This is a genomic window from Dactylococcopsis salina PCC 8305 (assembly GCF_000317615.1).
Classification (GTDB): Bacteria; Cyanobacteriota; Cyanobacteriia; order Cyanobacteriales; family Rubidibacteraceae; genus Halothece; species Halothece salina.
Genome location: NC_019780.1, coordinates 792,637 through 817,416, shown reverse-complemented (window position 1 = coordinate 817,416; position 24,780 = coordinate 792,637). Strand labels below are relative to the sequence as shown.

The window sequence follows — 24,780 nt, the reverse complement described above, 5'->3', positions numbered from 1 at the left end:
AGGGGGGAAAATGGGTAAACCCCCCCTAGCCTTTGAAAGGGGGGAAAATGGGCTAGTGTGTAGCACCAGTTTATCAAAATGATATTACCAAAAAACTCCACGAGTAAAGCGCGACTCACTTTTATCTCTTGTTTCTATAGTAGAATACTGGATGAAGAAAATAAATATTTACAATTATGAATCATAATCAGATTATTCCCACAAGTTTTTTCCAAGATGCGGCGATCGAGCTTGCTCCGAAATTGTTAGGTAAAGAATTAGTGCGACAATATCCACAGGGGAAAATCACCAGCCTCATTATTCAATGGGAAAACACCGATTCCAGACAACGGACTCTGGTTTCGAGATACAGGCGTTGAGGTGGCGCGATCGCAAATCGTAACAACTCCTAGAATTGGCATTAGTAAACACGCTGGAGAATGGCGAGAAAAACCGTTACGATTTGTCTGGAAAAATCCCTGATCTCCTAAAACTTAGAAACTGAAATTAATGACATCTCACTTTAAAAAAGCCTTATTAACGATCGGTTTTCTGATTTCTTTATTTTTATTTTTGCAAAATGCTGATTCTTCTTATCTTCCTGCAAAAATTGTTTCTATCATTGACGGGGATACGATCAAAATCGATCGAAACGGAAAACCCGTTATTGTCAGACTGGCTTGTATTGACGCACCAGAAACGCAACAGAGGGGAGGAAAAGCATCATCAAGACGATTAGAGCAACTAATCCCGATCGGGACTAAAATTAAACTACGGATGATCACAGAAGATCGCTATGGTCGCCAAGTTGCGGAAGTCTATCAGGACGATCGCCTGATTAATTTAAGAATGGTAAAAGACGGACAAGCGATCGTTTACGAAGATTATATTGATCCTTGTGATGCTCAACGTTATCGAGAAGCACAACGCAACGCCGAACGTTTGGAAGCAGGGGTTTGGTCACTGGATGATCCGATCGCGCCTTGGCTTTATCGTCAAGGGAAACGTCCCCCTCTTCCCATAGCAAGCCGTGAAAACTTACCCAATTGCATCAACGGTGATTGTGATTGCTCTCATTTTTCCACTCAAGCCGAAGCGCAACAGGTGTTAAACGCTTTCTCTTTGCAGTGACCAGTGATCAGTGATCAGTGATCAGTAAGCAGTGAATAGTGAACAGTGAATAGTAAGCAATTATAGTCGTTCCAATTCAATTCCGTAGTGCAGCCATTTTGGCTGCTACTAGGGAGCAAGATGCTCCCACTACCTTTGATCTGCTGTTTTTTATTTGGAATCACTATAATTCGTAACAGATTGTAAGCTACTAAGTAACTGATCAGATCAAGAACAACTGGTCACTGGTCACTGATTGATGTTGGGTTTCGTAAACTCCACCCAACCTACTTTTATCTGGGGAACAGAGTTAATTCCCCCAAGTTTGGGGGTTAGGGGGCTTCCCCTTGTCATTCCCCCAAGTTTGGGGGTTAGGGGGCAAAATTTACTGTAAATTTTTCCGTCTGACTTGACTTCTCGCGCTTCTTGGTGCTTGTTGACGGGGTGCTTCTGGCTGTGGTTCTGTGGATTTGCCTTTTTTGTCCCCTTGCATTTTTGATTTTGCTTTGGCGGCACTTTTACGAAGGGCTTGTAAACGGGTTTCGTAACTTTTGCGGTTGCGTCGGTTAGGAGTTTGTTCAATCAGTGCTTTTAAGGCACTACCGAGGCTTTTATAGGCATTGGGGACAGTATAGCCGAAACGAGTGGCAAGGGCGATCGCCTTTTCATCAGCATCGATCGCAGCTTGAATGGTTTTTTCGCCATTATTTTTCTGCCAGAGTCGATAACCTGAAACCCCACATAATCCCACTGCTAAAATCAAGAGTAGTCCATCTTGCACCCAAAGTTCACCCACTGCGCCACCTAAGCCAATAGCAAGGGCTGCCATTTCCCATCCTTCTTTCGGGATGGTATCATCTTGAATCCGAGCGACTTCATGCCAAAACATCAAGTTACGTTGGTCTAGAGAAAGATTTTCCCACTTCCCAAGATCAATTTGAATTTCCACTTCATCCCGACCAATTTCTTCGCTGCGAATGATCGGGGGATTCACTTCTGTTGTTGCCTCAACAATCACCCAGCTTTGTAACTCTGGCGGTAGCAGGGTTTTTAAACGTCGTAATTCATTCATTTCGGCTCTGGCAGAAGCAGTGGCAAAAGATGTCATGTAAACCTCCTAGACAACATTCCGAGTGATTTCCTCGGCTTCAAAAATGTGGGTTAGTCGCTATCAATCCCTGACAATTTAATTCAGGGTATTGTCAGCCATCATTCCCAATATTACAACAGGGTACATTAATTACGCACCCTGCTATTTTTTCTGAAATTCTTGATTAGTTCATACGGTTGCCAAGTTTTGCGGTGAACCCTTCTGGAAGTAACACACGATTGACGGCATGAATTACTCCATTGCTTGCTTCCACATCTGCTTGAATCACACTTGCATTATTAATGATGACACCATTTTGAGAGACGGCGACGGAAAGACCACCGCCAAGAGATTCTACTGTACCCGTTGATAACTGATTTGAGGTGACGTTTCCAGACACCACATGATAGGTTAAAACATCAACTAATAAGTCTTTGTTTTCTGGCTGCAATAGAAACTCAACAATGTCATCAGGAAGCATCGCAAAAGCATCATTTGTCGGTGCAAAAACGGTAAAAGGGCCTTCTCCTTGTAAGGTTTCGACTAAATCCGCCGCTTGTACTGCTTGGACTAGGGTACTGAAATTTTCGTTACTGCTGGCAATGCTGACAATATCGGCTTCGCTTTGGGCAATTTGAGTTTGTGCTGGGGAAGTGGTTTCTCTAGCGGTTTCTGATGCGATCGCGCTGGGGGTAATGCCAATACTAATCGCAAATAACAGAGTCGCGCTGAGTAGTTTTGAGGGAAACGTTTTGCGGTTCATTGTTTTGGATATTAAGTTTTGTAAATGTCTTTCCTTTCAGCTTAACCATTTTTAACAAAAATCAATTACTCCCAAAGAGTTATTTTTCCCCTTCTTCTTCCCCTCTCTGATGTAGAGCGCGATCGCGCCAATGAGCAATTGTTAAGATGACTAAAGTAACGGCAGTAATCGGAATCACAAACCACAACATTACGGCATTAAAAATCGGTAGGCTTTCTTGTTCTGTCGATTTGAGAAATAAGAATAAACTATAAACGATATAATACAACCAAAAGAAAACTCCTTCCCAACGAGAAATCAAATTATCAGTAAAGAAAATGGGAAGACAGGCGATCGCGACGGCAATCATAATCGGAATATTTAAGTTAATGGCAGCGAGAGACACTTCCACTCCTGAAGGGGCAAAAATTCCCGCAGTTCCTAACACAATGAGAAGATTAAAAATGTTGCTACCAATGACATTACCAACAGCAATGTCTCCTTCTCCTTTGAAACTGGCTGTGATTGATGTTGCTAATTCGGGTAAAGATGTTCCCAAAGCAACGACCGTTAAACCAATCACTAATTCACTAATTCCTAATGCTTTCGCGATCGTTGTTGCCCCTGAAACTAACCAATCTGATCCTAAAACTACCATTACTAAACCAATCGCAAATAACCCTAAATTAATCAACCATTCCTTAATTGATTTTTCTTTAGGAATCACATCAAATTCTTCTGTAAATTCTTCAGGTGAGACATTTTGGCGACGACTTTGGATGAGAAGAAAGCTGGTGTAAAGAATCCCTCCTAATAAGAATAAAGCGCCATCAAGTTTTCCGATTTTTTGATCTAAACTAAAAAATAAAGTTAAAACTGATATCCCAATCATAATCGGAACATCCATGCGGACTAATTTTTGCGAAACTCGTAGCGGTGTAATTGTCGCGGCAATACCGAGAATTAGTAAGATATTAGTAATATTACTTCCCACTACATTCCCGATCGAAATATCAGCTTGTTGAGTGAAATTTGCTTTCAAACTTACTGCTAATTCAGGGGAACTTGTGCCAAAAGAAACGACAGTTAATCCGACAACCAGAGGAGAAATTCCTGCTAAAGTGGCAATTTTTCCCGCCCCTTCTACTAAATAATCAGCCCCTTTTACCAGTAAAGCTAAACCAATCACGAATTTGATGAGAGTAATAATATCCATTTATTAATTGATAAAAAGTAACTGGATATTATTTTAACTTACTTGTAAAGATTGAATTGCAATTAGTAATCCTTTGGCTTTATTTAACGTTTCTTCATATTCTTTCATCGGAATTGAATCAGCGACCACTCCCGCGCCAGCTTGTACGGAAACGGTATGTTGTCCTTCGCCATCAGAACGAACAATCATGGTGCGAATGGCGATCGCGCTGTTGAGTTGTCCTTCAAAATCGTAGTAACCATAGACTCCAGAATAAGGCCCCCGCCGATGGGGTTCTAATTCGGAAATAATCTCCATGGCGCGGATTTTGGGCGCACCACTGACAGTTCCCGCGGGAAAGGTTGCTTTTAAGACTTCCCAAGCGGTTTGCTGATCTGCCACTTCTCCGATAACGTTACTAACAATGTGCATCACATGAGAATAGCGCTCGATCGTCATTAACTGATCAACAGTGACACTGCCCTGTTTACAAACCCGTCCGAGATCATTCCGTCCTAAATCCACTAACATAATATGTTCGGCGAGTTCTTTGTTATCCTGTAATAAGTCCTCGGCGAGTGCGATATCTTCGGCAACGGTTGATCCTCGTTTACGAGTGCCAGCAATGGGTCGTAAGGTGGCTTGCTGAGTGTTTTCTGGGGTTTGTTCGACCTTCACCATCACCTCTGGAGAAGACCCAATTAACTGCCAGTCGCCAAACTGATAATAAGCCATATAAGGGGAAGGGTTCACCATGCGTAGGGAACGATAAAGATTAAACGGATGTCCCGTGTAAGCGGTGTTTAGACGTTGGGAAAGCACAACTTGAAAGATATCTCCTTCGTGGATGTAGTGTTTCGCTTTTTCGACACTGTGACAAAATCGTTCGGGGGTGGTGGTACTTTCATAAACAATTTGTTGGTCTGAAGAAGAAGAAATGGCGATGTTGTTGGCAAGTTTTGGGAGGGGCGATTGCAGTTTTTGGACTAATTTATCGACGCGATCGAGTGCTTTTTTATAGGCAATTTCGAGGTTCGTTTCTTCTCGGAGATCAGCATAGGCGATCGCCCAAATTTTCCGTTTTACTTGGTCAAATACTAATAACTGATCCACCTGCATCCATACCCCATCAGGTAAATCAGTTTCTTGTGGAGGATGAATGGGAACACGGGGTTCAATCCAATGAATTAACTCATATCCCCACATTCCAAATAACCCACCAATCCCAGGAGGAAGCGGATCAATTTTAACGGGATGAATGGTCTCTAAACACTGCTTTAAGATATTAAAGGGATTCCCATGATAAATCGTTTCTTTGCCCGCGCGATCGACCTGTTTTGTCGTTTCACCGCGATTTTCCAATACCCACATCGGGTCACATCCCAAAAAGCTGTAGCGTCCGAGTTTTTCTCCTCCTTCTACGGACTCTAACAGGAAACTATAAGGTTGTCCAGCGCAGACTTTAAACCAAGCAGAAACGGGCGTTTCTAAGTCTGCGGTCCATTCTTGATAAACGGGGATAAAGTTACCTTGCTTTGCTAGTTGGGAAAATTTGGAAAATTCGATCATTTGTTATTTGTTATTTGTTATTCGTTATTTGTTATTTGTTATTTGTTATTTGTAAACCAATGACTAATGACCAATGACCAATGACCAAACATCTTCATCGAGATAAACTTGAGCAAAAATTGTCATCGCTGATTTAACCTTGCTTGTACTCTAGGATGAACTAAGTCCTCTGATACATGATTACGCTCAATATAGTCATTAATTTCTGCTTGATTATCCAGATAAAAACTAAGGGCATCAAACACTTGCGCTAAACTTAAATGAGGTAAATGAGAGGGAATTTCCTCTGGTCGCATCCCTAAACGCCAGTTTTCTACAATCGCTCGAACGGGTGTTCTTGTACCAACAATAATCGGTTCACCTGATAAAATTTCAGGTTGGCGCGTCACATAACGAGTTTTAATTTCAGTGGTCATAATGGCTGATTTCAGACGTTATATTAATTATTAATGATAAGCATGGCATCGCCAAAAGAATAAAAGCGATATTGATGTTCGATCGCGCTTTGATACAACGATAATAACCGTTCCCGTCCAATAAACGCACTCACTAACATTAACAAACTCGATCGAGGCAAATGAAAATTCGTAATCAACCCAGCCACCACCTGTAACTCATAACCTGGATAAATAAATAAATCCGTCTTTCCACAATAGGCCTTTAAATGCCCTTCTGCCGCCACAGCCCCTTCTAATGCTCGCACGACAGTTGTCCCCACTGCAACCACTCTTCCCCCTTGCGCTTTCGTTTCCTGAACTCGTTTCACCGCTTCTGAAGGAACATTAATCCATTCTTCGTGCATTTGATGATCAGTAATGGTTTCCGTTTCCACTGGGCGAAATGTTCCCACTCCCACATGAAGCGTCACCTCCGTTTGATTGACCCCTTTTTCCTGTAACTCTCTTAACAATCGATCGGTAAAATGTAATCCTGCTGTTGGTGCTGCCACCGCGCCTAATTCCTCAGCATAAACCGTTTGGTATTGTTCTGGCTGTGCTTTTTTCTCCGTCACATAGGGAGGAAAAGGAATCTCCCCATAAGCATCTAAAACCGAAACTAAAGACGTTTCCCCCAAATCAAACGCCAATAAACGCCCTCCCGTCGCCGTATCTTTTGCCATCACCGTTGCTTCTAAAATCGGCAATTGTTCATCTTGACGGGGATAAAACTGAATTTTTGCACCAATTTGTAAGCGTTTTCCTGGCTTTACCAACGCTAACCAGCAATTTGGGCTTTTTTCTTCCAATAGTAAAACTTCTACCGTTGCGCCAGTGGTTTTATAGCCATACATTCGCGCTGGGATGACTTTGGTATTATTAACAACTAATAAATCCCCTGCTTGTAACCACTGGGGAAGATCATAAAAATGTTGATGCTGATGATGAGTGGGAGAATCAACCACTAACAAACGAGAATGATCTCTGGGTGTAACAGGGGTTTGCGCGATATAACTCTCTGGTAAATCGTAATCATAACTACTCAGTTTTCGATCGAAAGGAGAAGAATCAGGTTTCATTTCCATAATTTCTTTTCAAACTACCCAGTTTAAATTGGGGAATATTCCCCTAGTAAAGCGATCGGTTTCTCTGGGAGACTAAAGATAACCCCAATGGATGGGATCGCGAATCTAGAGGTTTTCAAAAATGCAGTACATTTATTTTCTCAGTAATGCCAGTTTAACTCTAAGACTAATTGATCATCTGTGCAGAGATTGTCAATTTCCGACTAGCATTGTTACTGTAATTCATCGCATTGATGGCTGGCTAGTCAAAATTAAGTTTAGCCAAGAACTAACCCAAGCACAACATAAAGATTTCCAAGCCTACCTCAGCGAAATTGGTATTCCCTACGAACCTGAAATTCGCTTACAAATGGCACTGTGGAGTTTAGAAGTAGGACAGTCGATCGTGGATGTAATGCGTCGTTACCAGCTTGCTGTAGTTTCTCACGGTCAACCGAACTACAGCGACATTGAAGCCTTCCGAGAACAATTTACCAAAGGACTCGGATATTGTCCAGAAACCCTCGCCTAGTAGCCTAGTAGGTTGGGTGTAGAGAAACGAAACCCAACAATTGTAAGATGATCAATTGGCATCTTTTCCGCAGCCATATTGCCACGCTTCCACTAGACGATGGAGACGATATCGTTGTTCTGGAGAAAGATTCTTTAAAGTAGGAAGTAAAGGTTGGCTGACTTCTGATAAACCACTGTACAGCCCTAAATTAAGGTAATGAACCAACCAATCCAGTAAGGGAGGGATTCCCACTTGCGGAATCACGGGGAGAACGAGATCAGGACGCTTCACGGCGGTTAAAGCTAAGGTTTGGCTTAATCCTGAAAACTGAACCACATCTTGTAAGAAGGGTTTAAGCACATCATCCCCTAATTCATTCATTGCTGTAAATACGCCACTCAACAGTTCGTTAATTTGATTAGAGGAAAGGTTTTGATTGATTCCCACACTCATTGTGCGCTGAAAAAGCCAAGTGACGGAGATATTCGGTTGATAGGGCTGTAATAACGCTAAATCAGTTTGAGAGAGTGCGTCTGCGTTCAGTGCTTCTGTGACTCCAGTTGTTAAACGGGATCGATGACGAATCATCGCCCCAAACCCGCCGAAACTGACGGGAGATTGAATCCCACTACTATCGCCGATGGGTAGAACCCGTGACCAAGGTACGCGCAAGGGACTTTTACGGTAGGCTGGGAAAAAGCCAAATAAAACTCGTTTGAAGTCTAACTGAGACAGTTCGACTTGTTGGTATTCTGGTAAGAGACGAAAATACTCGTCCATGAAAAATTCTAAACTTGGACGATCGGGTTCAGCATCAAGATAGGAAAATAAGTAAGTGGTGCGTCCATCTTTTGCGGGAAAGGCTTCCCAAAAGTATTGACATTGATTCTGGATGGGAGTAAAGGAAGCGAGTAAGTCGCCAGTTTCATTGTGAGGATATCCCGCCGCACAACTCCCGACAACGATACAAGTTCCTTCTGGTTTTTCTCCTTTTCTCGCTTGTTTGACAATGGGGGAAAAGTGTCCCATCGCATCCACTAATAAGCGTGTGGTGAGAGGTTTCCCATCAGTTTTGAGGGTAACGCCATTGGGATGAATATTTGCACCGAGAAAGGCGGTTTTTTCCAGTAACGTGCCACCATAATTCAGAAATTTATTTTTCAGCAGATCAAGAAGTATAACTGGATCAACACCAATATTAAGAACATCTCTCACCCACAGTTCAATTCCCTGATGAAAGGCAACACGAGCAGGATTATAGCTAGATGCGATCGCGCTTTCGAGTTCTGCTTCGGTTAATAACCCCATTTCAACAAGGTCTAGTAGTTCTTGACGAGATATATTCCACTCTTGTTCCCGTCCTCGCAACTTTCCTTTTTCCAAAACAGCTACTTTAAAGCCGTTTTGCTGTAGCCCTGTTGCCAATAAAATGCCGAGGGTTCCCCCACAGATAATGACATCAAATTCTGAGGAAGAAATGGGATCAGAATGGGTTTCGATCGATCGAGGAATGGGGTTAGGTTGATGGCGAAGCTGATGCCAAATTTGGTCAGCTTTACGAAGTCCACTTAAAACATCACCAGGGAGTTGAGAAAGAATTTGCTCGGTTGTTTTCATTTTTTTGGTTCAAAGCAAGATATTTAGTGACCAGTTATCAGTTACCATAACTATTAGTTACTTGTAATCAGTTTTCTAACTTCTTCTGGGGAAAGTCCAGTCACTTGAGCAATCTGCTCAATTTCTAACCCTGTATTCAGCAGATTCGTGGCAATTTCTCGTTGGGTAAGCTCTTTTCCGCGCTGTTCACCGCGTTGTTCACCAATGTCAATTCCTTTTTGGGTGGCTTCTTCTAGGCGTTGGGTGTAAATGGTTGATAACTGCATGAGAAACTCTCCTTCTTCTGATTCTAAGTTTTCTTGTTCCTCTCGTCTTACTTCTAAAATAGCAATTAAGTTGGCAACTATTTCCAGAATGCGATCGCGGAACTGATTTTCTTTTGGTAACTGTTGTAGTTCCTCAATGGCTTGTAGTTGCACTTGATTCCTACCAAATAATCTTAACCACGGTGTTGGGTTTCGTCTTCTCCACCCATTGCAGTGACCAATGATCAGTGATCAGTGATCAGCTTGCCCTGAGCACTTCGGCAAGCTCAGTGTTCCACCTGTCGAGGGGTAAGCAGTGAATAGTGAATAGTAAGCAATTAATTCGTAACAGATTGTAAGCTACTAAGTAACTGATTAGATCAAGCACAACTGGTAACTGGTCACTGGTCACTGGTCACTGGTAACTGGTAACTGGTAACTGGTCACTGGTCACTGGTCACTGGTCACTGATTGGTGTTGGGTTTCGTAAACTCCACCCAACCTACATGGTTGTCCTTCAACGATCAGGCGAGGAAGTTGTTAAAATTGGCGTGACCTTGTATCGCGCAAAAAACAATTATCATGGCTACTTTTTCTCAAGATCGTAAACGTCGTATTTTTGAACACCTGAATCAAACGACAGAATTTATTTCCAATCAAGATAATAGTTCTAATGATATGGATGCTAGAAAAAGACGCATTATGGAACATATTGAAAGAACTCGCAATTAATCTTAAGATGATTTCTCTTTTGGGGGGCGTGGTGACGCTCCCTGAGTGGGGGCTAAAATGCGATTAATGCTCCGTAGTTGTTCTGCTGTTCCCATACAAAATAGTAAGTCTCCCGCTTGCAACACTTCATTGGCGGTGGGGCCGCCGATTAATACCCCATTGGCGCGACGAATGGCTAACACTAACGCCCCAGATTGCGCTCTTAATCGAGCTTGACTGAGGGTTTGTCCCACACAGGGCGATCGAGCGGGATCAAGGAGAAATTCTTCAATATAAAAAGAGCCTTCAGTTCCGGCGAGAATCCCATCCACAAAGTCCATTACTTGGGGACGCAAAGCCGCCGCAGCGAGTCGTCTAGCGCCAGTGATATGAGGGGAAACCACAGCATCAGCCCCAGCGCGTTGTAGTTTTTGTACTGCTTCTTCGGTGTTGGCGCGGGCGATCGCGCGAATGTTTGAGTTGAGGGTTTTTGCTGATAAAATGGTGTAAAGGTTTTCCGCATCGGAACTCAAAGCGGCAACAATACAGGTGGCGGCTTCAATTTTAACTTCAATTAAGGTTTCATCTAAAGTCGCATCCCCTTCTAAAGCGAGATAATTGGCATTGCGAGCAATTTCCACTTTTTCTGGAGATGTGTCCACGACGACAAAGGGAATGGACTCGGACTGAAATTCGCGGCAAATTTGCCTTCCCATGCGTCCGAACCCACAAACAATGTAATGATTTGTTAATGTATCTATCAAGCGTTTTCGTTGCCTCAGTTGAATGCCTTTCTGGAAATAGCCTTGAATAATGGCTTCTGTAAACCGATTAACAATATAACCAATGGTAATCAGACCAGCCGCAATCAAACCAATGGTAAACAACTGCGATCGCTCTGGCAAGGGACGAACTTCGGAAAAGCCGACGGTAGAAAGGGTGATCACGGTCATATAAGCGGCTTCTGACCAACTCCACTGTTCGATCAAGCGATACCACAGTGTTCCCAGTAAAAAAACTCCAGCTAGGGTTAATCCTCCCCCGATTAATTGTTGTTGGAGTCGGCGATAATTTTGGTCTAATGAGTACATTACAAATAATAAAATAGGTAAAAAAGAATAGAGACGAAATTAATGACTCCAGAAACTCTGACAAAATCCTTTACTTCTCAAACCTTTGACCATTATGTGATGGAGACTTATGGACGTTTTCCGATCGCGATCGAGCGGGGAAAAGGCTGTCGTCTCTGGGATACAGAGGGAAAGGACTATTTAGATTTGGTTGCGGGAATTGCGACTTGTACCCTTGGTCATGGTCATCCGACACTGATTAAAGCCGTAACCGAACAAATCGCAAAACTCCATCATGTTTCTAATCTGTACTATATTCCAGAACAAGGGGAACTAGCACAATGGTTGGTGGAGCATTCTTGCGCCGATCGAGCGTTTTTCTGCAATTCTGGCGCAGAAGCCAATGAAGCGGCGATCAAGTTGGCTCGCAAATATGCCCATACGGTTTTAAATATCAGTAATCCTGTGATTTTAACGGCAAAAGCCAGTTTTCATGGTCGCACCTTAGCCACCATTACCGCAACTGGACAACCGAAGTATCAAAAGCATTTTGATCCGCTTGTGCCTGGGTTTGCTTATGTTCCCTATAATGATTTGGAAGCGATCGAGAGCGCGATCGCCCAATGGAATCAAGACGAACCAAGAGTGGCAGCGATTTTAGTTGAACCGCTACAAGGAGAGGGGGGAGTCTGTCCTGGCAATTTAGAGTATTTTCTCCGTTTAAGAAAAATTTGTGATCAAGCTGGAATCTTATTAATTTTTGATGAAGTACAAGTCGGAGTGGGACGCAGTGGGAAATACTGGGGTTACGAGAATTTAGGAGTCGAACCAGATATTTTTACCAGTGCGAAAGGGTTAGCAGGGGGAATCCCCATTGGCGCAATGTTATGTCGGGAATTTTGCGATGTTTTTACCCCTGGTGATCATGCCAGCACTTTTGGGGGGAATCCTTTTGTGTGTAGTGCTGCTTTAGCGGTTTTGAACACTTTAGAACAAGAAGACATCTTATCAAATGTGATTGCTCGTGGTGAACAAATACGGAAACATTTACGCGCGATCGCGTCAGAGTTTCCAGAAGTGTTTACAGAAGTCCGAGGTTGGGGATTGATTAATGGTTTGCAAATTAACCCAGAAATTGATTTAAACGCCATAGAAATTGTGAAATCCGCTATGAAAGAGGGATTATTAATTGCACCAGCAGGCGGAAAAGTGTTGCGTTTTGTACCACCATTAATTATTTCTGACGCTGAGGTGGAAGAAGGAATGGAAAAACTTAAAAGCGCGATCGCAAGTCAAGGCATAAACAATTAAAATGGTTTTGAGGGGAATAACTCAGTTTGGAAAAATCAAAATACTGGACAATAGTAAACAAGAAAAACATGAAAATATGAGTGGTAAAACATGATGTTAGCCTCACCGCTTTTAATAGCTCAAATCACTGACACTCATCTGTTTGCTTCAGGGGAAGGAGACTTGCTTGGTTTGAGAACAGAAGAGTCTTTAGCCGCAGTAATTGAGGAAGTCCAAAATTTGACTCCCCAACCCGATCGGATTTTATTAACAGGGGATATTTCTCAGGATGAAACCCTAGAGTCTTACGAGCGTTTATACAAACAACTGAAGACGCTTAATATTCCCTCTTATTGGATTCCTGGAAACCATGATCAATTACATCTCATGGAAAAAGCATTAACTAATCCTCCGTTTTATGGAGATAAATCTTTTCACTGTCAAGGTTGGCAATTTATTCTTCTGAATTCTGCGGTTTCGGGACGAGTTTATGGTTATTTGACAGAAGAAACGTTAAGTTGGCTAGATTCGGAACTGGAAAAAGCGAAGAATTATCCCACTGTGGTGACGTTACATCATCCGCCATTTTTGATTGATTGTGATTGGATTGATAAAAGTTGTTTACAAAATCCTGATGCTTTATTTAAAGTTTTAGATCAATATTCCCAAGTGCGTTTAGTTTTGTTTGGACATATCCATCAGGATTGGGGGCGCGATCGAGCAGGAGTGCATTACTTAGCCAGTCCTTCTAGTTCTGTCCAGTTTAAACCAAAAAGCAAACAATTTGCTCTCGATGAAAATAGAGAACCTGGTTTTAGACTGCTTTGGCTGTATCCTGATGGCAGTTATGAAACCAAGGTTAAGCGAGTAGAGTTTAGTTATAGTTTAGATGTGGCGGCGACTGGATATTAAGATTGTTATTTGTTGTTTGTTACTCGTTATTTGTTATTGGACACTCAATTTAAAAGTAGGTTGGGTAGAGACGTTCCATGGAACGTCTCCACGCGAAACCCAACACCAATCAGTGACCAGTGACCAGTTACCAGTTACCAGTTGTTCTTGATCTAATCAGTTACTTAGTAGCTTACAATCTGTTACGAAAATCAGTGACCAGTGACCAGTGACCAGTGACCAGTTACCAGTTACCAGTTGTTCTTGATCTAATCAGTTACTTAGTAGCTTACAATCTGTTACGAATTAATTGCTTACTATTCACTATTCACTGCTTACTGCTTACTGATCACTGATCACTGGTCACTGCAATGGGTGGAGTTTACGAAACCCAACACCAATTATCAGCAATTACCTGAACCTGATCTTAGCCCCCCAAACCCCCCAAATTTGGGGGGCTTTCAGGAATGTATTTGTAGAGCTTGCTGTTGGGAAACTGAAAGTTTTACCAAATAAGGATTTGAGGCGATTAAGTTCAGGTAAAAATGCAAGTTCATTGATGGTTCAATCGTCACGCACCTTGCCTCTTGCATGCAAGCCTTTTGCCTCTTGCATGCAAGCCTTTTGCCTCTTGCCTCTTGCCTTACTCAACCAACCAATGGACTTTTTCAGCAAACCCTAATTGATAAACTGAGCTAAAACTTGGTCTAAGCCAACGGAATGAGAGGCTTTGAATAACACTCGATCGCCTGGCGTTAAAATCTCTCGCAAACGGTTCACTAAGGCGTTTTTATCCTCGAAACATTCACTTTTAATCGCAGTTGCTGCTGTCGCAATCGCTTCGGTTTCTGGTTCATCGACCAAAACTAAAAGATGATCAAGATGAAGTCGTGCGATCGTGTCTCCCACTTGCGAATGTAGGGAGGCGGATTCTGATCCTAATTCTTTCATTGTGCCTAAAACCGCGAGGTGACGCTTTCCTGGCGTGTCTTTAAGCAGTTGTAAGGATGCGATCATTGATTCCACTCCTGCGTTATAGGTTTCGTCGAGGAAAAGGATATCGTTAGGAAGAACATGACGACGCGATCGCGCTCCTGGTAATGTTACCTCAATCCCTGCTTGTAAGGGGGTTAAATCGAGGTTAAGTGCTTTAGCAACAGTAATCGCTGCCAGATAGTTGGACGCATTATGAGTTCCCGCGAGGGGGAGAGGGAAATTAAAATCATCCACAGCGAGGGTTTCCGAGTCGATTAAGCGCCCGTGAATGTCTCCCCCTTCTAAACCATAGGTGAGAGTGTTTCCTTCCCACACAGTGGCGGCAGTATTGATTAAACGTTGGTTATCATGGTTAAGGATAGCAGTGGCTGTCTTGGGCATTTGTGCCAAGAGTTCACATTTTGCCTGTGCGATCGCGCTTCTTGAGCCTAAACGACCAATATGAGCCGTTCCCACATTTGTAATCAACCCGATGGTAGGCTGAGTAATATCAGTAAGTTGAGCAATTTCTCCCTTGGCACGCATTGCCATTTCTACCACAGCGTAATCATGTTCGGCGTTCAACCGCAAGAGCGTTTTCGGGACACCAATTTCATTATTATAGTTTCCCTCGGTTTTTAACACTTTGCCATAGCGAGACAAAACTCCTGCAATTAATTCTTTGGTTGTGGTTTTCCCCACTGATCCCGTAATTCCAATAACAGGGATTTGATGTTGTTGTCGCCACCAGTGAGCGATTTTTTGATAAGCAGTGAGCGTATTTTGGACATAAAATTGAGGAATCTCATCAGGAATTGTTCCCGAAAAATCCTGATTTAAAATTAATGCACTCGCCCTCGATCGAACCGCATTTTCTAGAAAGTGATGACCATCAAATTTTTCTCCCACCAAAGCAACAAACACTTCTCCTGGCTTTAAAACACGAGTATCAGTTTCGATTCCAGTTATTTTTCTGTCTTGCCAATCCTGAGTTAGACTTTCGCGAGAGGGCTGAATAATATGAGCTAAAATGGGTAAAGTGATTTCTGGACTCATTGAAGTTTCTCCTTTGTGGCTAATTCAATCTTAGAAAATTTCTGATCACTCTCTTATCAATTGTTACCTTTCCTGAAGTTTGTTTGCTATAGCCGTCCTATTTCTTATGTGAAATTTTGATTCATCGAAGCCCCCAGAATTGGCCGGAGCGAAGTGAGGATTTGGGGGCAAAAACAATTTACAATTCATTTAGGATTGCTATATTTTCCTTGATTTTACCCCAAAATTAAAGGAATACTTCTTAAAAAGTCTTATAGAAGTAATAAAAAATTGTCGTTTTAATTGTCGTCTTAAAATGCTAACTCAAGTGCCATCAAAAAGGAAGCCATTAAACAATTTCAGTTAAAACAGCAACGAGATTTTGTAGAGAGTCGCCAAAATATCGATCATTATTTTTATCTCGATTTGATGACTCATTTCGGTCCGACAAAAACCATTGGCTTAAACTGATTAGATCAAGCACAACTGGTAACTGGTAACTGGTCACTGATTGCTGTTGGGTTTCGTAAACTTCACCGAACCTTTTACAGTGGCCAGTGATCAGTGATCAGTGATCAGTAAACGGTGAATAGTGAATAGTAAGCAATTAATTCGTAACAGATTGTGAGCTACTAAGTAACTGATTAGATCAAGCACAACTGGTAACTGGTAACTGGTCACTGATTGCTGTTGGGTTTCGTAAACTTCACCGAACCTACTGTAGATAACGCTCAATGATGCTAACAATGCGGTTAGCGGCTTGTCCATCGCCAAAGGGATTGATTGCCATTGCCATGCGCTGATAGACTTCGTGATCTTCGAGGAGTTCACTGGCTATTTTTAAGATTTGCTCAGGGTTTGTTCCCACTAACCGCGCTGTTCCTGCGGTTACGGCTTCTGTGCGTTCGGTGTTATCCCGTAAGACTAAGACGGGTTTTCCTAAACTGGGGGCTTCTTCTTGTAATCCTCCAGAGTCGGTTAATAAGAGGCAACAGCGTTGCATTGCGCCCACTAATTGCGCGTAATCTAAAGGTTCGGTGAGAAAGACGCGAGGATGCTCTCCGAAAGCGCTTTGCAGGGGTTGGCGAACGGTCGGGTTACGGTGTAGGGGGAGTAATAAGGCGGTGTCGGGAAATTGATCTAAGATCAGTTGGATGCCTTTAATAATATCGGTGAGAGGTTCTCCCCAATTTTCTCGGCGGTGAACGGTGGCTAGTAAAACTCGATAATCATCCCAATTGAGTCCTTTGATCTCACAGGGAGGATGTCGCTGTGCCATGGTTAAAAGTGCATCAATGACGGTGTTTCCAGTGAGATGAACTTCTCCGATGACTCCTGAGTCGTTCAAGTTTTTGACGGCGGCTGCGGTGGGAGCAAAATTAAGTTGCGCTAGTTGACCAATTAGACGGCGGTTGGCTTCTTCGGGATAAGGATTATATAGGTTGTAGGAACGGAGTCCAGCTTCGACATGAGCAATGGGAATCTGTTGGTAAAAGGCGGCTAAGGCGGCGGCAAAAGCGGTGGTGGTGTCGCCTTGGACGATGACTAAGTGGGGTGGGATGTCGGTAAAGAGGGTTTCTAGTCCTTGTAAACTCCGACAGGTGATGTCGCTGAGGCTTTGTTCCGCTTGCATGATTTTTAGGTCTTGATCTGCATCCAGATGAAAGAGGTTCATCACCTGAGCGACCATTTCCCGATGTTGTCCGGTCAGAATTACGGAGGTTTTCAGTAAGGGGGATTTTTGACACTGTTTGATGACAGGAGCAAGTTTAATGGCTTCTGGGCGTGTTCCCAGAGTGATACAGACTCGGTAAGGTTCAAGGTTCATGCTGATCCCCCAATAAGGTTCGATCGAAGAAGATGAGACTCCCAATAGTTATTCTCGGATTTTACCAAATCGACGATCGCGCTTTTGATAGGCAAGTAACGCCTGATGGAAGGCGCTTCGATCGAAATCGGGCCAAAGGGTATCCGTAACATAAATTTCAGCATAAGCGAGTTGCCAAAGCAAGAAATTACTAATCCGCATTTCCCCACTGGTGCGAATCAATAAATCAGGATCGGGTAAATCTGCGGTATAGAGATGTTGACGAAATAACTGTTCATCAATTGCGTCGGCGGTGATTTCCCCGTCTTGGACTTGTTGCGCGATCGAGCGACAGGCTCTTAAAATCTCCTGTCTCCCGCCATAATTCGTCGCCACCGTAAACTCAATCCCAGTATTATTTGCCGTTTCTTCCATCGCCACTGCAATTTCCGCTTGTAACGAATCGGGAAGCGCACTCAAATTCCCCACAAAGCGAATCCGTACTTGTTCCCTCATCATTTCTGCCAATTCTCGCCGTAACACCCGCTCAAACAAGGTCATTAAAAACGCCACCTCTTCCGAAGGTCGCCCCCAATTTTCCGTAGAAAACGCATAAGCAGTTAATCCAGGAATCCCCCAATCTCGACAACAGCGCAGGAGAGCTTTCAGCGCATCCACTCCCTTACGATGTCCCATCACGCGAGGGAGTCCACGTTGCCCCGCCCAACGACCATTCCCATCCATAATCACCGCCACTTGTTTGGGGAGACGATTTCCATCTAAATCAGGGGGGAGTTGTTGTAATAAAGTTGGCTTAGTAGTCATTTTTTACGACGGTGAGACTTCGACGAAAATAAACGGACACTGCGATCGAAAATCGCTTTACCTTGAGAACTGACTTCACGAGTCAAACGACTCAAATCTTGAGCCACTGTTTCCCGTTCCACAGTGGGGGAAAACCTTAATTCTAACAACTCTCTTAAGCGGCTTCTGGTGAGCGGTCGTTGTAGATTACCCCGTTCCGCGAGAGAAATTGATCCCGTTTCCTCGGACACCACAATACATAAACAATCAGACACTCGTTCTGTAATCCCGATCGCGGCTCGGTGTCGGGTCCCCAATTGTCTAGACAAACTTTTTTCCGTCAAGGGTAAAATTACCGCCGCCGAAGCAATGCGCGACCCCCGTAAAATCACCGCACCATCATGTAAAGCGGTTGTGGTTTGAAACAGGGTTTGAATCAACTCACTGGAAATTTCTGCATTTAAGGTAACACCAGCACTTCTAAACTGACTGGGATCAAGAGGTTCGTTGGTTTCCAACAAGAGTAACGCTCCGATACGCTTCTGAGATAATTCTCGCACAGCATCCAAAATTTGATCCAAAACATTATCCGGTTGGAGTTTATCATTACTGGAAGAGGGAAACAACTGTCGAAACTCTCCTCTTCCCAGTTGTTCGAGAAAGCGACGAAACTCAGATTGTAGAATCACCACCACTCCCACCGCCGCCCCAATTAACATTTTTTCCAGCACAAAACTCAACAATCGCAGTTGAAGCCATTGACTCACATAAATGCTGCTTAACAGTAACGCCACCAGGATAATAAATCCTTGAATCACCCAACGGGTGAGACTTTGTGGCTCTCCTAATAAGCGGATAACAAAGTAAATGAAAACAACAACTAGGACAAGATCAAAAAGCGGAATTAGCCAACTAGGAAGCTGAGAGAGAAAATGAGATAAGCCTTGAGATTGCCTCATTAGGTCTAGCAGACGAGGAACAAATTGTAGAAGATGCGGTGAGAGAGGGCAGTTACTCTTAATTTTCAATTGTTCAGGATCAATTGTCAACTGTTTTCAGTCTTTCGGGGAACTTATCTTGAGCAATTAAATCTTCATAGGTTTCCCGTTCAACCATCATGTCTGCTGTTCCTTTGTAAACTAATACCATTCCCGGACGGAGTAGGCGATTATAGTTGGAAGCCATGCTATACCCATAAGCACCCGTGCTAGTGATAACTAAGGTATCTCCTGAGACTGTTTTTGGGAGTGAAGCGGATTGAATTAAAATATCACCAGACTCACAATGTTTTCCCGCAACGGTAACAGTTTCGGTTGCGGTTTCTGACATTTTATTCCCTAGCATCGATCGATATTCCGCTTGATAGGTAATCGGACGCGCATTGTCAGACATTCCCCCATCTACCGCAATGTAAGTTCTAATCTCTGGCACTTCTTTACGAGCGCCCACTGTATAAGCAGTAATTCCTGTATTTCCCACTAAAGAGCGACCTGGTTCGCAGATTAATTTGGGGAGAGAAACTTGCAATTGTTCACAAGCCATAGTGACTGCTTTCGCCACCGCGCTTGTCCATTCGGTAATACTGGGGGGATCATCGGCTTCCGTGTAGCGAATCCCTAAGCCACCGCCAACATTTAATTCTCGTGCGGGTAATCCCAATTCTTGGGCGGCTTTCAGCCATTTGACTAACACACCTGCTAAGTCTTGATGGGGTTGACGTTCAAAGATTTGAGAGCCAATATGAGCATGAACACCGACAAAATCTAAGTTGGAGGTTTTCGTTAAAAAGTCCAATACTTCTGGGACTTGATTTGGATCAAAACCAAACTTACTATCCAGGTGTCCCGTGCGAATATACTCATGGGTGTGACATTCAATGCCAGGTGTAATCCGTAACATCACTTTCGGAGCGTGATTAGCATTGAAACTGGCTAAAGTTTTTAATTCTAACCAATTGTCAGCAACAATGGTACAACCGCACTCGATCGCTTGTTCGAGTTCAGCAACAGATTTATTATTGCCATGAAAGTAGATTTTTTCGGGGTCAACTCCAGCTTGTAGCGCGGTGTAAAGTTCTCCTCCAGAAGCGACATCAATTCCTAATCCTTCACTGTTGACCAAGGCACAAAGCGCTAGACAGTTCAGTGCTTTTGAGGCGTAAATAACTAAAGATTCTCCTTGATAATGATCTTTGAGTCCGTCTCGGTACTGAGAACAAGCAGTGCGAATGCTGTGTTCATCCATGATGTAGAGAGGAGAACCAAACTGTTTAACTAATTCAGTGACATCACAGGCGCCAATTTCTAAATGACCTCGATCGTTCACTTTAGCGGTAATTGGAAGTAATGACTGGTTAGGAGAGGCTTTAATTTCTTGAAGATAGTCGTATCCAGTTTGCTTTTGCGTTGTTTCTGCTAAGACCATAAGGTGCGAGTTTTATCTAATTTTCTAAAACAGTCACCTTCCCATTATCAACGGACAAGGGATAATTAGCAAAAGAGCCACGATTGAACAAGATAACTCGCGGTGAAACACCAATTACCCTGTTACAAGCGTGACTCCTTAATTTAGGGTGTAAACGCCCCAGATTTAATTGAACTTACGGTAAGGAACTTTCTTATCGTAGTCAATATTCATCGCTGACACTTTCGGTAAAGCATTTCCTTTCGCGCTACTCAAACCACGAGCAACATTCAAGAACAGAGTAGGGTCTCCTGCTTTCGGTTGCTTTTCTTGGGGGATAAAGCGACGGACTTGATTTTGCCAGACAATTTGCGGGAAGCCCAATTGTTGACGGTAATAGGGACCGTAACGAGGGGTTTTAAGGTTAAAAGGCGTTTCTCCTTGATCTTTTTGAGGGAGAACACGACGACGTTGATAAGGAACGGTATCCTCACTGAAATTATTGAGATATTCCTCACTATTGAGTAAATCTTCAACAAAGCCGTTAATGCCTTTAGTTCCCACTACAATTGACCAAGCAATTTTTTCCGCTTCGTTGTAAACATCCCGTCCGAGGGCGCGTTGAACACAGAGTTCCACAAAGCGATAATTGCTGTTGGGTTCATAGTTCCAACGGCGGAACGGATCAGAGGTAAGCAGTCCGAAGATAAAATCTTTAACCGTAATTTGACCGTAACGCAGTTGGGATTCTAAGAACCGTTGACGGTTGCTGGCGAGCATTTGATGTTCACTGAAAATCTGCCGATAAGCCGCCCAGATGGTGGCTTCTGCATCTTCTTCAGAGTTCATCATGCCTGGAGTCGGTCTTAATTGTTCTTCACCAGGGACTTCATATCCTTCTACACGCTGATTTTGGCTAGAAGTTGTATAGTTCAACAAAGGTAATGACACCGTTGAACCTCCTTTACTAAATTTTTCAAAAGTTTATCCTTGATCATACGTGAGTCGGGACGCAACAACTCAAAAATCTTATAACTTCTTACCAATTCGTTACGGTTTGCCTTAATCTAGCCGTTAGACGCTTCGATCGATAAAATCGGTAAATATAGAGAAATAATCACTCAATTGGGGGATTGGTACGATGAAGACAGAAACGATTCAAGCGAAAAATCGCGACTTTCGAGGCCCCGACTTTTTTGCGGTGTTCAATGTGGATGGGAGTTATCCCCGTCAAGGTTGGGTTGTCTGGGAAGAAGCGGGGCGTTATCCCGATGTGATTGTGGAGTTAATGTCACCGAGTACCGCAGAAACAGATGTAACGGTAAAAAAGAAACTGTATGAACAGACCTTTAGAACCCCCGATTATCTGGTTTATAATCCTTTTGATAAGGAGTCTCTACAAGGATGGCATTTAGAAGATGTAAATGGCGTGTAATCTCCTCCTAAGTTACGAACAATGGTTTTTGTGTTTAAAGCCATCATTGTGATATATGAGTCAGCTTCTGTTCCCGACGCACCAATTGAATCAGCATATAATTCTTGATCGGCAACTTTTACTTCTGCTTCTTGTGCTACGGTTTCGATTAATGCGGGATTAATGGTTGTTTCGGCAAAGATAACGGGAACATTGGCTTGTTTTACTTCTTCAACAAGGTTTTTGACAGTTTTCGCACTGGGCTTTTCTTCTGTACTAATTCCAATTAATGTTCCTACAACTTCTAATCCATAGGTTTCTGCGTAGTATTGAAACGCATCATGGGTGGTGACTAATTGACGGTTTTCTGGGGGAATTGTGTCGATTTGTTCCTGAATCCAATTGTGAAGCGCGGTAAGCTCGATCGCCAATTGATCTAAGTTTTCTCGATAAAGGATTTCATCTTCAGGAGAGAGTGTGATTAATTCCTCCTGTATCGCTTCCACCATTAAAACTGCATTCTCTACATTTCCCCAAACGTGAGGATCAGGAACGATTTGTTCTTCGTCTTCATAACCGAGAGGGGTGACGACTTCTCCCACCGCCAACTGACGGCTATTCTCACCAGTTGCTTGAATCAGTTTAATCAGTTGGGGTTCTAAATGATAGCCGTTGTATAAAATTAAATCTGCTTCTTCTAAGCGTTGGGTATCTCTCGGTACGGGTTCATAAATGTGAGGATCGTCTCCTGGTTCTAAAATTCCCACTAAATTGATTTCATTGTCTCCAATGCGTTTTGTCCAGTCAGCAATAATGGTACTGGTGGCGACAACTGTTGGTTTATCGGTTTCTGTTGGCGGATTAGACGTTTCACATCCTCCTAAACTGATGAGGAGACCGATTCCGATCCCAATTTTCTTGAGGTTTCCTATTCTCATATTTGTTTCATTTTTGAGTCCCGTATGTGATATCCTAATTCATATCAAGGCGTTATCATATTTTTTTCATAATTTAGGGGGAACTGTTCTGATGACGAGTGCTAATTATGGGTGGGGAGAAAGTTGTCGTTTTCCAAGACAATGGGATCAACTCCCTTTAACTTTGCTTTCCACAAGGGAGAGTCCGATTGTGGTAAAGGATTTAAGTGTTTATTATCGCCGTGTGGAAGCGTTACAGGGAATTAGTTGTCAGATTCAACCTGGTTGTTTGACAGGGATTATTGGACCGAATGGCGCTGGGAAAAGCACCCTTTTAAGGGCGATGTTGGGGTTAGTGAAAGGGAAAGGTAAGGTGAGATGGGGAGAGTCTTCTCTGGTGGCGCATCGATCGCGCGTTGCTTATGTTCCTCAACGATCGATGATTGATTGGGATTACCCGGCGACAGTGTGGGATGTGGTAATGATGGGACGAGTGAAAGCAACGGGATGGTTTCATCGGTTTTCTACTGCGTCTCGTCAGATGGCGTTGGATGCTTTAGCGCGAGTGGAAATGGACACATTGCGCGATCGAGCGATTAAAGACTTATCTGGAGGACAACAACAGCGGGTTTTTATTGCGCGCGCTTTAGCCCAACAAGCGGATATTTTCTTCTTAGATGAACCGTTTATTGGCATTGATCAAAAAACTGAAACTGTCATTTTTGATATCTTCCACCAATTAACAAACGCAGGTAAAACCGTCGTCGTTGTTAATCACGATTTAGGCGCAACGATTACGAACTTTGATGATTTAATTCTCCTCAATAAAACATTAATTGCGGCTGGGAAAAGACAACAAGTTTTAACCCAAAAAAACTTAAATCGCGCTTATAGTGGCAAGGTTTTTTTCTTCTCAGAATCTATTTAGATAAACCGTAGGTTGGGTGGAGGGAAGCGAAACCCAACACCAATAAATTAATTATCCAAATGAATTATCATCTCTTAATTGATCCGTTGCAATATAGTTTTATGCAACGTGCTTTATTAATTGCCATTTTTGTGGGAATTATTTGCTCTTTAGTGGGAAGTTATCTCATGGTACAACGTTTAGCTTTACTGGGAGATGCGATTAGTCATTCCATGTTACCTGGACTTGTAATTGCTTTTATGCTCGGTGTTAATATGTATTTAGGGGCATTTATTGCGGGTGTTTTTAGTACCCTCATTATTGCGGTGATTCGATCGCGATCGCCTTTAAAAGAAGATGCAGCTATGGGAATTGTTTTCTCGGCTTTTTTTGCGTTGGGTGTTATTTTAATTACCCTCATTCAAAAAGATAATAAAATTGACCTCAATCATTTTTTATTTGGGAATATCCTCGGCGTTACGTTCACGGAAGTTAAAGACACTTTTTTGATTACCTTATTCGTGATTGCTGTGATTATTCTAATTTATAAAGAACTGCTGTTTTATACCTTTGATCCTGAAGGATCACAAGCGGTTGGACTTCCCGTTAACTTGCTAAACTTTGGCTTAATGCTATTAATTGCATTGACGATCGTCGCGAGTTTAAAAACCGTCGGTGTCATCCTTGTTTTAGCCTTACTGATTACCCCAAGTGCGACTGCTTATCTCTTATTTAAACGCCTTCATCAAGTTATGTTTTTCGGTGCAATTTTTGGCGTTATTGCTAGTATTACAGGGATGTATATTAGCTATTACTTTAACATCCCCTCTGGACCGGCGATTGTGATGGTTGCGGTTCTTCTGTTTTCGATCGCCCTTTTATTTAGCCCTCGACATGGTATTCTCACCCAAACTTATTCCTCTCATCAGCAAGGGAAAATCTGGCAAGAAATTAAGGGACTATTTCACTAAAAGCAATGCTATAATTGCCAACT

Annotated in this window: 23 protein-coding genes and 2 pseudogenes; 9 read left to right on the top strand and 16 right to left on the bottom strand. The window is 42.9% G+C overall.

Annotated elements, in window-relative coordinates:
• The first annotated feature begins 176 nt into the window (after nt 1-176).
• Together DACSA_RS04190 and DACSA_RS04185 are read left to right on the top strand one after the other, a co-directional pair.
• Entirely contained in the window at nt 177-359 is a 183-nt protein-coding gene (locus DACSA_RS04190; RefSeq protein WP_015228576.1) for a 3-methyladenine DNA glycosylase, read from the top strand.
• 130 nt (nt 360-489) lie between these two features.
• On the top strand, nt 490-1,110 hold the full coding sequence (locus DACSA_RS04185) for a thermonuclease family protein (RefSeq protein WP_015228575.1): 621 nt from the start codon (nt 490-492) through the stop codon (nt 1,108-1,110).
• A 364-nt stretch (nt 1,111-1,474) separates the two neighbouring features.
• Here DACSA_RS04185 and DACSA_RS04180 read toward each other — a convergent pair whose 3' ends face one another.
• From DACSA_RS04180 to queA, 6 genes are all read right to left on the bottom strand, one after another.
• On the bottom strand, nt 1,475-2,197 hold the full coding sequence (locus DACSA_RS04180; protein ID WP_015228574.1) for a DUF3318 domain-containing protein: 723 nt from the start codon (nt 2,195-2,197) through the stop codon (nt 1,475-1,477).
• Nucleotides 2,198-2,363: 166 nt separating this feature from the next.
• Complete coding sequence (locus DACSA_RS04175; RefSeq protein ID WP_015228573.1) at nt 2,364-2,942, bottom strand: fasciclin domain-containing protein; 579 nt, start codon at nt 2,940-2,942, stop codon at nt 2,364-2,366.
• Between the two features lie 79 nt (nt 2,943-3,021).
• Entirely contained in the window at nt 3,022-4,137 is a 1,116-nt protein-coding gene (locus DACSA_RS04170; RefSeq protein WP_015228572.1) for a calcium/sodium antiporter, read from the bottom strand.
• A 33-nt stretch (nt 4,138-4,170) separates the two neighbouring features.
• On the bottom strand, nt 4,171-5,685 hold the full coding sequence (gene trpE / locus DACSA_RS04165; RefSeq protein WP_015228571.1) for an anthranilate synthase component I: 1,515 nt from the start codon (nt 5,683-5,685) through the stop codon (nt 4,171-4,173).
• A 122-nt stretch (nt 5,686-5,807) separates the two neighbouring features.
• Nucleotides 5,808-6,101 (bottom strand): DUF433 domain-containing protein, encoded by a 294-nt coding sequence (locus DACSA_RS04160; protein WP_015228570.1) that lies wholly within the window; start codon nt 6,099-6,101, stop codon nt 5,808-5,810.
• A 23-nt stretch (nt 6,102-6,124) separates the two neighbouring features.
• Nucleotides 6,125-7,207, bottom strand: coding sequence for a tRNA preQ1(34) S-adenosylmethionine ribosyltransferase-isomerase QueA (gene queA / locus DACSA_RS04155; protein WP_015228569.1), 1,083 nt, complete (start codon nt 7,205-7,207; stop codon nt 6,125-6,127).
• Nucleotides 7,208-7,328: 121 nt separating this feature from the next.
• Here queA and DACSA_RS04150 point away from each other — a divergent pair, with 121 nt between their 5' ends.
• Nucleotides 7,329-7,718: a hypothetical protein gene (locus DACSA_RS04150; protein WP_015228568.1), complete on the top strand. Its 390-nt coding sequence runs from the start codon at nt 7,329-7,331 to the stop codon at nt 7,716-7,718.
• A 51-nt stretch (nt 7,719-7,769) separates the two neighbouring features.
• On the opposite strand, the gene DACSA_RS04145 is transcribed toward DACSA_RS04150, so the two are convergent.
• Both DACSA_RS04145 and DACSA_RS04140 read right to left on the bottom strand, forming a co-directional pair.
• Nucleotides 7,770-9,317: an FAD-dependent oxidoreductase gene (locus tag DACSA_RS04145; RefSeq protein WP_015228567.1), complete on the bottom strand. Its 1,548-nt coding sequence runs from the start codon at nt 9,315-9,317 to the stop codon at nt 7,770-7,772.
• 53 nt (nt 9,318-9,370) lie between these two features.
• A pseudogene (locus DACSA_RS04140) lies at nt 9,371-9,781 on the bottom strand (hypothetical protein); the annotation flags it as partial.
• 363 nt (nt 9,782-10,144) lie between these two features.
• On the opposite strand from DACSA_RS04140, the gene DACSA_RS21295 reads away from it, so the two are divergent.
• The gene (locus DACSA_RS21295; protein WP_015228566.1) at nt 10,145-10,294 is read left to right on the top strand and encodes a hypothetical protein; all 150 of its coding nucleotides are present in this window, start codon (nt 10,145-10,147) and stop codon (nt 10,292-10,294) included.
• Nucleotides 10,295-10,296: 2 nt separating this feature from the next.
• Here the strand turns inward: DACSA_RS21295 and DACSA_RS04135 are convergent, their stop codons facing one another.
• Nucleotides 10,297-11,364 (bottom strand): potassium channel family protein, encoded by a 1,068-nt coding sequence (locus DACSA_RS04135; protein ID WP_015228565.1) that lies wholly within the window; start codon nt 11,362-11,364, stop codon nt 10,297-10,299.
• 42 nt (nt 11,365-11,406) lie between these two features.
• Here DACSA_RS04135 and DACSA_RS04130 point away from each other — a divergent pair, with 42 nt between their 5' ends.
• Nucleotides 11,407-12,654 carry an aspartate aminotransferase family protein gene (locus tag DACSA_RS04130; RefSeq protein WP_015228564.1) on the top strand — a complete coding sequence of 416 codons (1,248 nt, stop codon included), beginning with the start codon at nt 11,407-11,409 and terminating at the stop codon, nt 12,652-12,654.
• 90 nt (nt 12,655-12,744) lie between these two features.
• Nucleotides 12,745-13,545: a 3',5'-cyclic-AMP phosphodiesterase gene (gene cpdA / locus DACSA_RS04125; RefSeq protein ID WP_015228563.1), complete on the top strand. Its 801-nt coding sequence runs from the start codon at nt 12,745-12,747 to the stop codon at nt 13,543-13,545.
• A 657-nt stretch (nt 13,546-14,202) separates the two neighbouring features.
• Here the strand turns inward: cpdA and DACSA_RS04120 are convergent.
• The 6 genes from DACSA_RS04120 to DACSA_RS04095 all read right to left on the bottom strand — a co-directional run bounded on the left by DACSA_RS04120 (nt 14,203) and on the right by DACSA_RS04095 (nt 21,499).
• The gene (locus tag DACSA_RS04120; RefSeq protein ID WP_015228562.1) at nt 14,203-15,555 is read right to left on the bottom strand and encodes a UDP-N-acetylmuramoyl-tripeptide--D-alanyl-D-alanine ligase; all 1,353 of its coding nucleotides are present in this window, start codon (nt 15,553-15,555) and stop codon (nt 14,203-14,205) included.
• A 694-nt stretch (nt 15,556-16,249) separates the two neighbouring features.
• The gene (wecB, locus tag DACSA_RS04115) at nt 16,250-17,362 is read right to left on the bottom strand and encodes a non-hydrolyzing UDP-N-acetylglucosamine 2-epimerase (RefSeq protein WP_015228561.1); all 1,113 of its coding nucleotides are present in this window, start codon (nt 17,360-17,362) and stop codon (nt 16,250-16,252) included.
• 48 nt (nt 17,363-17,410) lie between these two features.
• A complete protein-coding gene (locus DACSA_RS04110; protein WP_015228560.1) occupies nt 17,411-18,166 on the bottom strand; it encodes an isoprenyl transferase in 756 nt (251 codons plus the stop codon).
• Nucleotides 18,163-19,104 (bottom strand): diadenylate cyclase CdaA, encoded by a 942-nt coding sequence (cdaA, locus tag DACSA_RS04105; RefSeq protein ID WP_015228559.1) that lies wholly within the window; start codon nt 19,102-19,104, stop codon nt 18,163-18,165. The genes DACSA_RS04110 and cdaA overlap by 4 nt, the downstream gene beginning before the upstream one ends.
• A 79-nt stretch (nt 19,105-19,183) precedes the next feature.
• On the bottom strand, nt 19,184-20,569 hold the full coding sequence (gene lysA, locus DACSA_RS04100) for a diaminopimelate decarboxylase (RefSeq protein WP_015228558.1): 1,386 nt from the start codon (nt 20,567-20,569) through the stop codon (nt 19,184-19,186).
• Between the two features lie 165 nt (nt 20,570-20,734).
• A complete protein-coding gene (locus DACSA_RS04095; RefSeq protein ID WP_015228557.1) occupies nt 20,735-21,499 on the bottom strand; it encodes a phycobilisome rod-core linker polypeptide in 765 nt (254 codons plus the stop codon).
• A 208-nt stretch (nt 21,500-21,707) separates the two neighbouring features.
• On the opposite strand from DACSA_RS04095, the pseudogene DACSA_RS04090 reads away from it, so the two are divergent.
• Nucleotides 21,708-21,962, top strand: a pseudogene (locus DACSA_RS04090) (Uma2 family endonuclease); the annotation flags it as partial.
• Here DACSA_RS04090 and DACSA_RS04085 read toward each other — a convergent pair.
• Complete coding sequence (locus DACSA_RS04085) at nt 21,920-22,900, bottom strand: metal ABC transporter solute-binding protein, Zn/Mn family (RefSeq protein ID WP_015228556.1); 981 nt, start codon at nt 22,898-22,900, stop codon at nt 21,920-21,922. The pseudogene DACSA_RS04090 and the gene DACSA_RS04085 sit on opposite strands and share 43 nt — an antisense overlap.
• Before the next feature lie 91 nt (nt 22,901-22,991).
• Here DACSA_RS04085 and DACSA_RS04080 point away from each other — a divergent pair, with 91 nt between their 5' ends.
• Nucleotides 22,992-23,807 (top strand): metal ABC transporter ATP-binding protein, encoded by an 816-nt coding sequence (locus DACSA_RS04080; protein ID WP_015228555.1) that lies wholly within the window; start codon nt 22,992-22,994, stop codon nt 23,805-23,807.
• A 59-nt stretch (nt 23,808-23,866) separates the two neighbouring features.
• Nucleotides 23,867-24,757 (top strand): metal ABC transporter permease, encoded by an 891-nt coding sequence (locus DACSA_RS04075; protein ID WP_015228554.1) that lies wholly within the window; start codon nt 23,867-23,869, stop codon nt 24,755-24,757.
• Nucleotides 24,758-24,780: the final 23 nt, after the last annotated feature.